Origin of the sequence: Ruegeria sp. THAF33 (assembly GCF_009363615.1) — a bacterium.
GTDB lineage: Bacteria > Pseudomonadota > Alphaproteobacteria > Rhodobacterales > Rhodobacteraceae > Ruegeria.
The window spans coordinates 191,281-204,900 of the sequence record NZ_CP045384.1 but is presented as its reverse complement, the minus strand read 5'-3'; the positions used below and the strand labels follow the sequence as shown (position 1 = coordinate 204,900).

The following is a 13,620-nucleotide window of genomic DNA, read 5'->3' as shown; positions in this document are numbered from 1 at the left end:
CGCTGTTACTTGAGAACCGAACAACCGGGATACCCGAACCCCCACCGCCAGGGCAGGCCGCTGCACGGCCCGCCACCGAATCGCACCGCCCCGTACATTGCATCCGCAGTGATCGCGTGCACGCTGCGAATCTGTTCAGGCGACATGTCGTACTGGTCGGCATAGTCCTCGGCATGGTTGTCTCCGTGCTGCACCACACAGGCGTGCAAGGCGTCATCCGCTGCCAGACGTGCCTCATAGCTTTCGTTAGCTGTCTCTGCACCGCCAGCATTGTGATATGCCCGGTCGTGGATGACGCAGCAGTACTCCCACGGCGGGTGTTCTTGATATAGCGCGCCAACCTGTGGGAATTGCTTTGCCACCCAGCGCCAACTGGCTGACAACCCGCCTGAACAGCCATCGGTTTCAAACGACGTCAGTTCGGCGTCCTTGCTTTGCTCGATCAGGGCGCGGTGGCCCGGCATTTCAAATCCGCGCATCAGATTCTGTGCCCATGCCGATAGTGGCAGCAGAGACAGAAACAGGGCCATATTAAGGACTTTCATCGCGCATCGCCTCTGTATCGACCTGCAATCCAAAGGTGGTTGCCAGCCACAGCAACAGCCGCTCGCCCGGCCCCATTTCAGCGCGTATGCGCAAAACCTCATTGGCCATGGCCGGGCGGTCGGTAATCAAACCATCCACACCCATCGAGGCCATCCTGGACATCTGCAACGGATCATTCACCGTCCAGACATAGATATCCTTACCAGCGTCCTGCACTTTGCGGATCAGCCCAGGTGTAACCATGCCTGCATTGACGGCGACAAATTCACCTTCCAACCCCGACAGATCCCCAATGGCCGTGGCCGCCAGCACACCAGAGCGCCAGTCGGGCCGCAACTTTTCCATCTTTTGCACGGCCGGGTATTTCAGCGACATGGTGGCAACGTCGTTCTGCATCCCAAGCTCTTCGACAAGGCCGATCACCCGATTTTCCAGATCGACGTCGTGACCATAATATTTCAGCTCGATAAGAACCTTCGACTTGCCCTTGGCCGCTTCCAGAACCTCTCGCAGGGTCGGGGTCCGCTCTGCGGCGTATTCCGGTCCGAACCAGCTTCCGATGTCGATATCAGCCACATCCTGCATCGTCGCATCCCAGACCTTCAAGTTGACGCCGGCCAACTTCATGAAATCGCTGTCATGGGCCACGACAACCACATCATCCGCCGTTTCCTGGACGTCTATCTCAACCCAGTCCGCACCATCCTCGATCGCTTTCAGGACCGAGGCCATTGTGTTTTCAGGTCGCAAGGCCGCAGCGCCCCGATGGCCGATGACCTCGGCTTGATCCGGCGCCTGCACGCGTTCCAGCAAGCTTTGCCCAAGCCAGAAGCCCACGCCCAACGCGGCCAAGGCCGCCACGACAGTCACAAGAACCGGCACGCGGATCCTTCGGGGTTCGGGATGGGGAACGTCCTTGGTCTCAGCTTCAAAGAAACCGTCCAGCAAGACCGCCAATGCGCCCAGCGCCGTGGCCGCCAGAACCAACCCCGCCAGGGACCAAAGCCCCGCAATGATCAGGCTGAGGATCAATGCCAGTCTGAGGCTGCCGCCTTCCTGCAAGGGCACAACCGCAAACAACAGACTGGCCACCGCCGCAATCAGAGCCGCAATCAAAAGCCGCAGTCCCAGCCAAAGGGCAAGCTCGATCTTCAAACGCCCTCGCTTGCCTTCCATCTTTTGTTCGCTTTTCGCGAATGCTCCGCGTGGTGAGGCCCCCTCGAACAGGACCAGATGCAACGCCAGCGCCCATCCCGACATTCGGCGGATCAACACCCATGCCAACGCAAGAACGACAAGCCCGATCAGAACCACGGCCACCTGAAAGGCCGGAGGGTGGAATGTCAGGTAATAATTGATGTCATATTCCGTCAGCGTCCACCATGCGATCAACCCCGCGATGGCCACAAACGGCAAGGCAAGCAGCAGAACGCGCAGGATGAACCGAACGGCAAACCCGAACAGCGCCGGAAAGCGGGACAGGTTCAGTGCCAGTGCCGCGCTGCCTGCGCGCCAGGGGTCGTTTTCTCCCATACGCAAGGACCCGGCCATGACCGCGAACACAAGCACCTCGGCCAGCAAGAACAGACTGAGCACCGCAACACCCGCGATGAACCCTGCCGGAGACAGCAGGAACATCGCAATGTCCTGATCGGTCAGAGCGGTCTGATTTGACAGAGAGACCGCCAGATTGACAGCCACAGCCACACCCGGCGCGATCAGCGCCACCAGCAGCAAGCGCACAGCGATATAGATTGGCACAAAGACCCGGCGCCGTTCCCAGGCACCTGCATAGGCATGTGTTACTGCTTGAAAAAACCTTGTCACGTGTGCGCCTCCGGACTGATGCAGTCATTCAAAGGCGCACAAGCGTGAATTGCAAGTCAGCTGTCTTCCAGATCCGCCGCCAGACGGAAACCGATGCGGTTGGCGGGTTTGTCCTCGACCGATTTGGGCAGGGCACGCAGCATCACGTTCAACTGGCTGACATGCTGCACCAATTGCGTGCGGGCCCCGGTTCCGTCAGATCCGTAAAAGGTGATCATGTCGGGGTCGAAATACCCCATCCCTTCGATCCGCATGACGCCGGCATCGCCACCGGTAAAGCCCATGGCGACTTCGTGATCGCCGTCCAGCGTCTTTTCAAAGTTCTGGATATACATGATCAGACGCTCGTAAGCCCATTGCGCCGGGCTTTTGTTGGCAACAGGCTTCCTCAACCCCTCGGGCAGGTCCTTGGCTCCGGACTCGGCGTTGGGATCCGCGTGCACCTCGTGACACCGCGGCAAAGCGGCGGCTTCGGCGGCCTCGGCCGAGGTTTCGATCTGGTCCTGCATTCTTCTACCCTTTGCGCTGGTACAGCCATGCCCCGTCAGCGCGTTGCGTCCGGGTTACCGCACCAATGTGGTAGAGATGATTCACATGCGCAACCGCCTCAACCAGCGCAAGCCCATATTCGCCTTCGCGGATCGTGCGTTTGAACAGTGGCAGAAAACAATCCGCGGCCGCTCTGGGTTGATGCAGATGCTTCAACAGGCGGTCCAACGCGCCGTGGTGGTTGTCGATCAGCTGTTTCATCCTCAGCGGCAGGCCCGAAAACGGCAGCTTGTGCCCGCCCAGAACCAGATGATCGGGCCGGGCAAGTGTCTGCAACCGCTCGCAGGCTTCCAGCCACGCTGAAACCGGATCGGCCATCGGTTCCGTGGCATAGACGCCCAGATTGGGACTGATCGAGCTGAGAATCTGATCGCCGCTCAACACCAGATTGTCGTCACGGCTCCAGAAAGTGGCGTGTTCCGGCGCGTGGCCATTGCCGATATGCACATCCCAGTCGCGCCCTCCCATTCGGATCACGTCGCCCTGCTTGATCCGGGTAAAGCCCAGCGGCATGGGGTAAACCGTGTCGGCAAAGTTGAACGGACGATCCTTCATCCGCGCATTCAGAACCTCGGGCGCCATGCCGGCGCTGCGATAGAAATCAAGCGTTTCCTGCGGCCATGTCTCTTGCACATCCAGCGTCAGCATCCGCGCGAACAGCCATGAGGTGCGGCTTGTGACCAGCTCGGCCCCGTGTTCCGACTGAAACCACCCGGCATTGCCGACATGGTCAGGATGATGATGCGTCACCACCACACGGGTGATCGGTTTACCTTTCAAAGGCCCGCCCATCAGGGTTTCCCAGATACGCCGCGTCTTGTTCGACGACAGCCCGGTGTCAATCACCGTCCAACCTTCACCATCGTCCAGCGCGTAGATATTGACGTGATCCAGCGCCATCGGAAGAGGCAGGCGCATCCACAGTACACCCTCGGCAACCTCGACGGCTTCACCCGGCGCGGGCGGTTCCGCCCACGGATATCTGATCCCCGATACGCGATCCCCGTCCATCACGCCGCCAACTCATCGGGGCTGAGCGAGAAGAGGTCATCCGCGCCGCTTTGCACCCGCGCCAGAAGCCCGGAATGCTCGGGCAACAAGGCGTTGATGTAGTAGCGCGCCAATTTGGCCCGTGGTCCTTCCGGATCAGCCAGAGCCGCGGACAGGTGATAATGCCCGCCAAGAACCCGGGCAAACGCCTGAAGATAGGCCGTTGCGCCTGCAAATCGGTCGTTCATGTCGTCTTGCGCCACCAACCATTCGGTTGCCTCGCGCAGGGTTTCTGTTGCCTCCCACACTGGACCGGCCAGATCGGGCATCGTCGTACGCGCGTGTTCGGCCTGTTCTTCGATCTCGTCCAGAAGGTTCGAAGCCGCCTCGCCCCCGTCCATCATTTTGCGCGCAACAAGGTCCATGGCCTGAATGCCGTCGGTTCCCTCGTAAATCGCGGTCACGCGAACATCGCGGGAATATTGCGCCGCACCTGTTTCTTCGACAAAGCCCATGCCGCCATGCACCTGTACGCCGGTTTCGGCCACGCGTATCCCGGTCCGGGCCCCAAAGTTCTTGCCGATTGGCGTCAACAACGCGGCCCGCGCGGCCCAATCGGCGTCGCCGGTGGCTTTCGCCATGTCAATCGCGGTCGCGTTGGCCAGAAGAATCGCCCGAGCTGCAAAGATATCGGCGCGCATATCCATGATCATGCGACGCACATCCGCATGATCGATGATCTTACCTGAAGGCGTCCTGCCCTGCTTGCGTTCCAGCGCATAGGCCAAAGCATGCTGATAGGCGCCTTCCGCAACGCCCACACCTTGGCCACCCACGCCCAGGCGGGCGTTGTTCATCATGGTGAACATGGCCGCCATACCGCCATGTTCCTTACCGACAAGCCATCCTTTGGCGCCGTCATATTGCATCACGCAGGTGGGAGAGCCATGCAGGCCCATCTTGTGTTCGACGGAAACAACCTTCAGGTCGTTGGCCACGCCGGGATTGCCATCCGCATCGGGGATGTATTTCGGCACCAGAAACAAGGAAATGCCCTTGGTGCCGGGCACACCGTCCGGCAGGCGGGCCAGAACCAGATGGCAGACATTTTCAGCAAAGTCGTTGTCGCCCCAGGAGATGAAGATCTTCTGCCCGGTCACCGAGTATGTGCCATCACCATTTGGCTCAGCCTTCGAGGTCAGCGCGCCCACATCCGATCCGGCCTGAGCTTCGGTCAGGTTCATGGTAGCAGACCATTCACCCGAAATCATTTTGGGCAGATACAGCGACTTCAATTCGTCGCTGGCGTGATGTTCCAACGCCTCGATCTGGCCCTGCGCCATCAGCGGAGCAAGTTGCAGCGACAGGCAAGCGGCGCTCATCATCTCGTTCACGGCAGTGGTGACAGCCATCGGCAGGCCCATTCCGCCAAATTGGGGATCAGCGCTGATCCCGATCCACCCGCCTTCGGCAATCGCCTTCCAGCCATCGGCATAACCCGGAGAGCTGCGGAGCACGCCATTCTCAAGCCGCGCCGGTTCCAGATCACCGGCACGCTGCAACGGGGCCAGAACCTCTTCGCTCATCTTGGCCGCTTCGGTCAGGATGGCCGTGACGACATCGGCGCTGGCATCTGCAAAAGTCTCGGTGGCGGCGACCTGGTCGAACCCGACGACATGGTCCAGCAGAAATTGATAATCTGAGATTGGGGCGCGATATGGCATGATTTCTCTCGGGGTCTAACGGATCAGAATGCATCGGCGGGCTTGGAATCAAATGCAAGCGCCGGTAAGCGTGTGGGCCTGAACCGATTACGTACCTTACCTCAAGTTCCAGGCAACCAAAACGCGGCGTCATCAGATATGATCTCATCCGGCACACAGGAATTGACGGCAGATCCCGGCGGCATCGCGCAGGCTGCCGATTTTTTGCGCCAGGGTCTTCTGGTCGCTTTTCCGACCGAAACGGTCTATGGCCTTGGCGGCGACGCCAGCAACGGACAGGCCGTCGCATCGATTTACGAGGCCAAGGGACGGCCCAGCTTCAACCCGCTGATCGCCCATGTCGCCTCGGTCGAAGCGGCCCAGCGCTTTGTGCAATGGTCGGATCTGGCCGAGCAGCTGGCACAGGCCTTCTGGCCCGGTCCTCTGACCTTGGTTTTGCCGTTGCGCGAAGGGCACGGGGTTTCTTCGCTGGTGACCGCCGGGCTGGACACTCTGGCCGTGCGGGTACCTGCGCATCCGACGGCGCGTGCGCTGCTGGCCGACTTTGACGGACCGGTCGCGGCCCCTTCGGCTAATCCCTCGGGTCAGATCAGCCCCACGACGGCGGCTCATGTGTGGTCCGGTCTTGGCGGAAGGATCGCGGCTGTTCTGGACGACGGTCCCTGTGCGGTGGGGCTGGAATCCACCATTGTCGGTCTGGCCGGAGAGCCCACATTGCTGCGTCCGGGCGGCGTTGCGTTGGACCGGATCGAAAGCGTGCTGAACCTGCACCTGCACCTGCACCAATCCGGCGATCTGCTGACCGCTCCGGGGCAGTTGCAGTCGCATTATGCGCCCGACGCCCCGGTCCGCCTGAACGCCACTGCGCGTCACGGGGATGAGGTTCTGCTGGGCTTTGGAGCGGTGGATTGCGACCTGAACCTGTCTGTCGATGGACGTCTAACCCAGGCGGCCGCGAACCTCTTTGCAGCCCTTCACAGATTGAACGAGACCGGCCGACCAATTGCCGTATCTCCGATCCCGAACACCGGATTGGGGGCCGCAATCAACGACAGGCTGCGCCGCGCCGCTGCGCCACGCGACAGCTGATCAGGCCCGGCCTGCGCTGGCGGACAACGTCAGAGGATCCACCCCGAGCGTCGCCAAGGCAGCTTCCCATTTTTCGTCATCAGGCACGTCGAAGACAAGTTTCGTCGTCGCTTCGGTGGTCAGCCAGCCGTTCATCGCGATTTCGTCCTCAAGCTGACCCGGGCCCCAGCCGGAATAGCCCAGCGTCAGCATCGAATTCAGTGGTCCGCTGCCAGAGGCCAGATCTTCAAGCACATCCAGTGTCGCCGTCATGCTGAAATCCGCGGAAATATGCATTGAATGCAGATTGGCCTCGTAATCGGCGCTGTGCAGGACAAATCCGCGCGACATCTCGACCGGGCCACCGAAATGCACAAGGCGCTCTCCGATCACCGGGATACGGCAGGCGATGTTCAGCTGCCCAAGCAACGTCTTGATTCGCAGATCCGAAGGCTTGTTCACGATCAATCCCATGGCGCCATCGTCGCCATGGCTGCACATATACACCACCGAATGGTCGAATCGCGGATCGCCCATTCCGGGCATCGCAATCAACAGTTTTCCGGTCAGGTCCATGGGCCGTCATCTCTTTGTCAGTTCACGTCAACAATGGCCCTGCCGCACCCCAGTTTGCAAGAGACCAACCCGTATTTCGACAGATTTCAACGCAGTGACCGGATCGTGACTTGGAATCCGCGCCATCGACGCGCATTTATGGGGTATGAAGATGCCGATCAAACTCACCGCCGTCGCCGCGCTCGCGTGTCTGAGCCTGTCCGTTCCAGTTGCCGCGCAAGACTTGGACAACGTGGTTCGGCTGGATGTTCTGGATGGTGGACGGACGACCAACGGCACCTACATGACCGCGCTGAAACTGACGCTCAAGGATGGCTGGAAGACCTACTGGCGCGCGCCAGGAGATTCCGGCATCCCGCCCGAGTTCGACTGGAAGCGATCCAGCAATGTCGGCCAGGTGGAAATCATCTGGCCCTCGCCCGAAGTCTTTGACCAGAATGGACTGCAATCGATTGGCTATGAAAATCAGCTGGTCCTGCCCATCAAGGTCACTCCGCGCAACCCGGCAAAACCGGTCCGTCTGAAAGGTAAGATGGATCTGGGGGTCTGCAAAGACGTTTGCATCCCGGAACGCCTGGATTTCGACCACACGCTGGACGCCGAAGCTGATCGCAACCCGGCGATTGCCGCAGCGATGGCGCAAAGGCCCTATTCCGCGCGCGAAGCCCGTGTCACCAAGACCACCTGCAATCTGACGCCCACGAAAGATGGGATGCGGATCGAGGCACGGATGACGATGCCGTCCGCGGGTGGTCGAGAAGTCGCCGTGATCGAACCCGGCAATCCTTTGCTATGGGCCTCGCAACCCGTATCTCAGAGGCAGGGGGATACATTGGTGGCCGAAGCTGAAATCATACACGCATCAGGTGCACCTTTTGCGCTGGACCGGTCCGAGATCCGGATCACCGTTCTGGGATCCGACCACGCGGTGGATATTCTGGGCTGTAGCGCGGGCTGAGTGCATGAGCCAATCCCCCAAGATCGGTGCATTGGCGATTGTTCTGCATCAGGACAAGGTTCTTCTGGTTCAGCGCAGCAAACAGCCGGACAAAGGGCTGTGGGGGTTCCCCGGCGGCCATGTAGAGTGGGGTGAAACCGTTTTGCAGGCGGCGCAGCGCGAGTTGCGGGAAGAAACCTCGGTGATTGCGGAACCGTCACACTACCTGAGAAATCTGGATCTGCTGCGTCACGACAAGGCGGGGCAGGTTTTGTCCCATTACCTGTTGGTCGGCGTTGCCTGCCGCTATCATTCCGGCACGCCACAAGCTGGTGACGACGCGCTGGATGCCCGCTGGTTTGCCATCGAGCAGATACGCCGGGGCGACCTGCCGATGAGCGCGCGGGTCATCGACCTTTTGGAACACGCGATCCGCGCGGATCAGGCATCGGCCGATCTTGTCAGCCGCCCATAAAGCAAACCTGACAGGATCACGCTCAGGACCACGATCAGAATTGCCCCGGCCAGGAATGCACCCAACCCCATTCGCAGCACCGCAATGCCATCTCCACCCGCATAGAGGCCTTGCAGCACGCCAAGCGGTGCGCCTGTAACCGCGGGCCAAATCATCGTCAGGCCGAACCAAACAGCCAATGCGGCCCCGGTTGCCGCCAGCGCCCCGCGAACCACCCGGTCGGGTGCCCGCGCGGCACGGCGCATGGCTGTCATAGGACGCGCCACGTCATTGAGGATCGCCAGCAGAGCAGGCACCAGGATCAGAACCAGCAACATCCCGAACCCAAGCCCGTAAACCAGCGTGATCACGGTCGGCTTGAGGAATTGCGCCTGTTGCGAGCCTTCGTAAAGCAACGGTGCAAGTCCAAGAACCGTGGTCAAAGTGGTCAACATCACGGGACGCAACCTGTCCGCTGCACCTTCGACAATGGACGGAACCAGACCACGGTCTCTTTGATACGCATCTATCGTCGTCACCAGAACGATCGAGTCGTTGATGATGATCCCCGTCATGCCCAGCAACCCGACCACCGTGAACATGCTGAGCGGCACATCCCAGATGTAGTGGCCCCAGATTGCACCAACGAGGCCAAAAGGTATGATTGCCATGACAACCACTGGCCTTGTCCAGCTGGCGAACACCCAGGCCAGAACAAGGTAGATACCTGTCAGGCACAGGATCAAACCGGTGCGGGCTTCGGCAAGGAATTCATTTTCCTGTTCGCTGAGGCCCGACATGCGCCACTCGACTTGCCGTTCGGCAGCGATATTCGGCAGGATTTCTTCCTGCATCGCCCGTTCGATTTCAGCCGCGCGTGCCGGGTCATCCTCGGAAATGTCGCCATAGACCGAAACAACCCTCAGACCGTTTTCGCGCCGAACCGTCGAGAAACCGGATTCACGCTCGACCGAAACGATGTCGGCCAGCGGTACGTAAACCCCATCAGGAGACCGCATGAGCGTACGCTCGAGAAAATCAGCCGTCAGTTCGCCTTCAGGCAGTTCCACACGGATCTCGGCACTGCGTGGCCCGTCCGGGAAAGTTGCAGCTTCGATACCGTTCAGGCGATTGCGCAAGGCGCGACCAAGCGTTTCTATCCTGAAACCCAGCGCCTCTCCCTGTGCAGTCAGGTCCAGGATGAACTCTTCCTTGTCATAAGCCAGGTTGTCTTCCAGCGCCGAGACTTCGGGAAATTTCGACAGCTCGGCCTGCAAGTCTTCGGACGCGGCCTTTAGAACGCTCACGTCAGAGCCGAAAAACTGCACGTCGATGGCGTCGCCACCCGGGCCGGACCGCCACCCCCGGAAGCTGATCACTTCGAGCTTGGGATGGCGCGGCGCGAATTCCTGCAACTCTCCGACGAATTCGAAACTTGAATAAGGGCGCAGATCGGCATCGATGAGTTCGATCGAGATACCACCCAACAAACTGCCATCCTTACCATCCGCAGCAGCCAGCTGTCGGCCTGCATTGCCGCCAACCTCGGCCAGGACATAGTCGATCGGATTGCGCCCATGACGCTCTTCATAGATCTGGCCCAAGTCATTGACCGCCTGTTGCAGAAGGCGCATCATTTCCAGCGTATCTGATCGCGTCGAACCTTCGCGCATGATAAAGCCGCCGGTCACGGAACTTCGCTCTGGTGCATTGAAAAAACGCCAATTCACGTCGCCGCGAATGAACAGTGCCACCTGGCTGGCCAGTACCGCGATCATCAGCGCCACGACCACGTAGCGTGCCCATATCACCCAGGCGATCAAGGGACGGAACAAGTGATCCCGAACCCAACGGAAACCACGGTTGACGACCCGGTTGGGCAGATCATACCAGTGTTCCTTGGCCGAATGCGCGATGGCGTGCGCCATGTGATTGGGAAGGATCAGAAAGCATTCGACCAGCGAAGCGATCAAAACGGCGATCACCGTAAAGGGAATGTCGCGGATCAATTCTCCGAAACGTCCGCCCACCAGGGTCAGACCGAAAAACGCGATTACCGTCGTGACAGTCGCAGCCAGCACCGGCATGGCCATCCGCCGCGCCGCACGTTCCGCAGCCACAACAGGCGGCTCACCCAAACGCCGGGCGCGGAAATCCGCGTGTTCTCCCACCACGATGGCGTCATCAACCACGATGCCCAGCGTGATGATCAGGCCGAACAGCGAGACCATGTTCAGCGACAAGCCCCCCAGATACATCAATGCGATTGCGGCCGACATCGCCACGGGGATACCCGCCGCAACCCAGAAGGCGATGCGCGCGTTGAGGAACAAGAACAGCAGGCAGACGACAAGGCCGAGACCCATCAACCCGTTGTTGACCAGAATGTTCAATCGGTCGGTTATGGCCTGAGCGCGGGTGCGGATCAGCTCAATCTTCACACCTTCGGGCAAGCTGGCCTGCATTTCACGGGCAACATCTTCGACCGTGTGCTGGATGTCTATCGCATCGCCCAGATTTGATCGGTCGACCCGGATGGACATGGCCGGATCGTCGCCGACGAAATAACTGCGATGCCGTGTGACACCTTCGACCCGAATCCTGGCGATATCACCGACTTTCAGCTTAGCCCCGTTGGCAAAGGTCCGCAGCGCGATGTCTTCGATCTGCTCCGGGGTCCTCTTTTCGGTTCCGGCCCGGATACGCGCACCTGCGCCCTCAACCTCACCAGCGGGATCGGTGCTGACCTCGGCCGCAATCGCCGACGCGATCTCTTCCATGGTGATGTCATTGGCGATCAATTGCGCCGTGGTGATTTCGACAATGATCTGAGGCGCGGCAATGCCCCTGATTTCCGTTCGCGTAACCCCTGCCGAGAACAAGCGGTTGATGAACTCATCCGTCAGCTTCGCCAGTTGATTGGTGTCTGTGGGGCCACTGATAACGACATCCGTCACCCGATCCCGCCAAGCGCCGCGCCGAATTTCAGGTTCTTCCGAACCTTCGGGCAGATCCGTCACACCGTCTATCGCGGTCCGGACGTCTTCGACCGCGCGGGACATGTCCCAGTTCGGCTCGAACTCCAGTCTGACGCGGGTCCAACTTGGGTGTGAGCTGGCCTCGGTGCTGGTTACCCCTTCAACGGCCAGCAGTGCAGGTTCCAACAACTGCACGATACCTGCATCCATGTCCTCGGGGCCTGCACCTTCCCACGAGACGGTGACATCAACGCGTTCCAGAATGACATCCGGAAAGAACTGCGCCCGCATGTTCGGGATAGCCGCTGCACCCAGAACCAGCATCACCAGCAGCAGCAAATTGGCGACCGTCCGGTGCCGTGTGAAATAGCTGAGAAGGCCACCCGCTGCGCCAGGTATCTCGCGCATCATGACGCTCAGCCCCCGGCCTTGGTTTCAATGCGCCGCACCAGAGATGAAGGGACGCGCGCTTCCCGCAACTGACCGAGAACCTGAGTTTTCTCATCCTGAGGCATGGTTTCGCTGGCCTCGACCCGGGCCACGAGTTCAGCGCGTTTCGCATCTGACAGTTCGACCATACCCGGGTCTGCCCCGGCCTCAAGCCGCAAGGGCCGCACCCGCACGCCAGATCCAAGCAACGGCGTGCGCCCGATCACAACCTCGCGCCCTTCCAACCCGTCGCCCCGCAGCAAAACCTCGTCACCCTGTCTGCGGACAAGCTGCACCGGCAAGCTTTCCAGGCGGTCATCCGCACCCAGCACCAGAACCGTTCCCGATGCGTCCAATGCCGAAGACGGCAAGCGGAACACATTGGCAAGCGGTTGTTCCTGAACCGAGACGGTGACGAAATCTTCGGGCTTGAAACCGGATGCCTCTTGCAGACGCGCATAGATCAGTCGTCCGGTCTGACCCTCGCCCGCAGAGCCGCTGTCGCGGCTGATATGACCAGTCGCGGTCAGATCGGTGCCCGTCACCTCAAGCGAAACCGTGACCGGTGCGTTGATCAGCCTGTCATTCTCGTCCAACAGACGTACATATTGTGCCGTCGACACCCGGAACGCCACTTCAAGAGCGTTTGGATCAACCAGTTCAGCCAGTTTTTCATTCGCCGACACCAACCGCCCTTCCACAAGCGTCACATCGGTCAGCGTACCGCTGAATCCGGCCCGAATGGTCATATCGTCAAGATCGCGTTCGGCTGCCTCCAAGGCGATCACCGCCCGCGCCAACAACGTCGTTGCCTGATCGACGCGGGATTCAGCCTGCGCAAGCGCGATACGGCGCGCCAGCACAGCCTGTTGTGCCGAAGCAGCCGCCAGTTCCGCCTCTTCCACGCTGGCGGCGGCGCCTACCCCTCGGGACTCCAGATCGCGTTGCCGTTGCAGCGCCCGTTCCCGCAGTTCGGCTTGCGCCTCGGCCGATTTCAATTCGTCCTGCGCCAGCAGCAAAGACCGTTCGGCATCACGTTCTTCGAATTGTGCGTCCAATAGATCGGACTTGGCCCGATCCAGCGCGGATTGGGCATCCGCCGGATCCAGTTCAACCAGAACTTCCCCGGCAGTCACCGTTCCGCCATCCACGAAATCCTCTGCCAGGGCGACAACGCGGCCACCCAGTGCCGCGCGCAATTCAAGTCTGCGCCGGCTCTGGACCTCTCCGAATGCTTCGAGATATGGGATTACGGTTTCCGCTTCGGCCTGACGTACGGCAACCGCAAAGACCCGTTCGCGGGCGGCGGGCGCCTGGTCCTCACGCGTCAGGACGTCCTGAACGGCACCCATGATGATCTGCGCGGCAATAAACAGCAGAGCAAGCGTCAGGAACGCCAGAAAGATACCGACAAGACTCTGCCGTAGAAATCGCATCAAACAGTTACCCCGGTTGCACCAAGCTGCCGTCCACAACATGTAGCCGGATCACGAATTATGCCAAGCCACAAAGCGGTTATACGGAATTGAACGTACGACCAGT

11 protein-coding genes are annotated in these 13,620 nt (G+C 60.2%); 3 read left to right on the top strand and 8 right to left on the bottom strand.

Features of this window, described 5'->3' with window-relative positions; genetic code table 11:
- Nucleotides 1-5: 5 nt before the first annotated feature.
- The 5 genes from FIU92_RS01005 to FIU92_RS00985 are packed head-to-tail and all read right to left on the bottom strand — an operon-like array spanning nt 6 to nt 5,636.
- Nucleotides 6-545, bottom strand: coding sequence for a hypothetical protein (locus FIU92_RS01005; RefSeq protein WP_172978448.1), 540 nt, complete (start codon nt 543-545; stop codon nt 6-8).
- Nucleotides 532-2,373, bottom strand: a complete 1,842-nt coding sequence (locus FIU92_RS01000; protein ID WP_172978447.1) for a glycerophosphodiester phosphodiesterase — start codon at nt 2,371-2,373, stop codon at nt 532-534. The genes FIU92_RS01005 and FIU92_RS01000 overlap by 14 nt, the downstream gene beginning before the upstream one ends.
- 56 nt (nt 2,374-2,429) lie before the next feature.
- On the bottom strand, nt 2,430-2,882 hold the full coding sequence (locus FIU92_RS00995) for a DUF6173 family protein (protein WP_152456785.1): 453 nt from the start codon (nt 2,880-2,882) through the stop codon (nt 2,430-2,432).
- A 4-nt stretch (nt 2,883-2,886) separates the two neighbouring features.
- Nucleotides 2,887-3,933, bottom strand: coding sequence for an MBL fold metallo-hydrolase (locus FIU92_RS00990; RefSeq protein ID WP_152456784.1), 1,047 nt, complete (start codon nt 3,931-3,933; stop codon nt 2,887-2,889).
- A complete protein-coding gene (locus tag FIU92_RS00985; RefSeq protein WP_152456783.1) occupies nt 3,933-5,636 on the bottom strand; it encodes an acyl-CoA dehydrogenase in 1,704 nt (567 codons plus the stop codon). The genes FIU92_RS00990 and FIU92_RS00985 overlap by 1 nt, the downstream gene beginning before the upstream one ends.
- Before the next feature lie 138 nt (nt 5,637-5,774).
- Between FIU92_RS00985 and FIU92_RS00980 the strand changes: the two genes are divergently transcribed.
- On the top strand, nt 5,775-6,725 hold the full coding sequence (locus FIU92_RS00980; protein ID WP_152456782.1) for an L-threonylcarbamoyladenylate synthase: 951 nt from the start codon (nt 5,775-5,777) through the stop codon (nt 6,723-6,725).
- On the opposite strand, the gene FIU92_RS00975 is transcribed toward FIU92_RS00980, so the two are convergent.
- Nucleotides 6,726-7,280 carry a YqgE/AlgH family protein gene (locus FIU92_RS00975; protein WP_152456781.1) on the bottom strand — a complete coding sequence of 185 codons (555 nt, stop codon included), beginning with the start codon at nt 7,278-7,280 and terminating at the stop codon, nt 6,726-6,728.
- 145 nt (nt 7,281-7,425) lie between these two features.
- Here FIU92_RS00975 and FIU92_RS00970 point away from each other — a divergent pair, with 145 nt between their 5' ends.
- Both FIU92_RS00970 and FIU92_RS00965 read left to right on the top strand, forming a co-directional pair.
- Nucleotides 7,426-8,238 (top strand): protein-disulfide reductase DsbD domain-containing protein, encoded by an 813-nt coding sequence (locus tag FIU92_RS00970; protein WP_152456780.1) that lies wholly within the window; start codon nt 7,426-7,428, stop codon nt 8,236-8,238.
- A 4-nt stretch (nt 8,239-8,242) separates the two neighbouring features.
- Nucleotides 8,243-8,692 (top strand): NUDIX hydrolase, encoded by a 450-nt coding sequence (locus FIU92_RS00965; protein ID WP_152456779.1) that lies wholly within the window; start codon nt 8,243-8,245, stop codon nt 8,690-8,692.
- On the opposite strand, the gene FIU92_RS00960 is transcribed toward FIU92_RS00965, so the two are convergent.
- Nucleotides 8,659-12,060: an efflux RND transporter permease subunit gene (locus FIU92_RS00960; protein ID WP_152456778.1), complete on the bottom strand. Its 3,402-nt coding sequence runs from the start codon at nt 12,058-12,060 to the stop codon at nt 8,659-8,661. The two genes, FIU92_RS00965 and FIU92_RS00960, sit on opposite strands and share 34 nt — an antisense overlap.
- 5 nt (nt 12,061-12,065) lie before the next feature.
- A complete protein-coding gene (locus FIU92_RS00955) occupies nt 12,066-13,514 on the bottom strand; it encodes an efflux RND transporter periplasmic adaptor subunit (RefSeq protein ID WP_152456777.1) in 1,449 nt (482 codons plus the stop codon).
- Nucleotides 13,515-13,620: the final 106 nt, after the last annotated feature.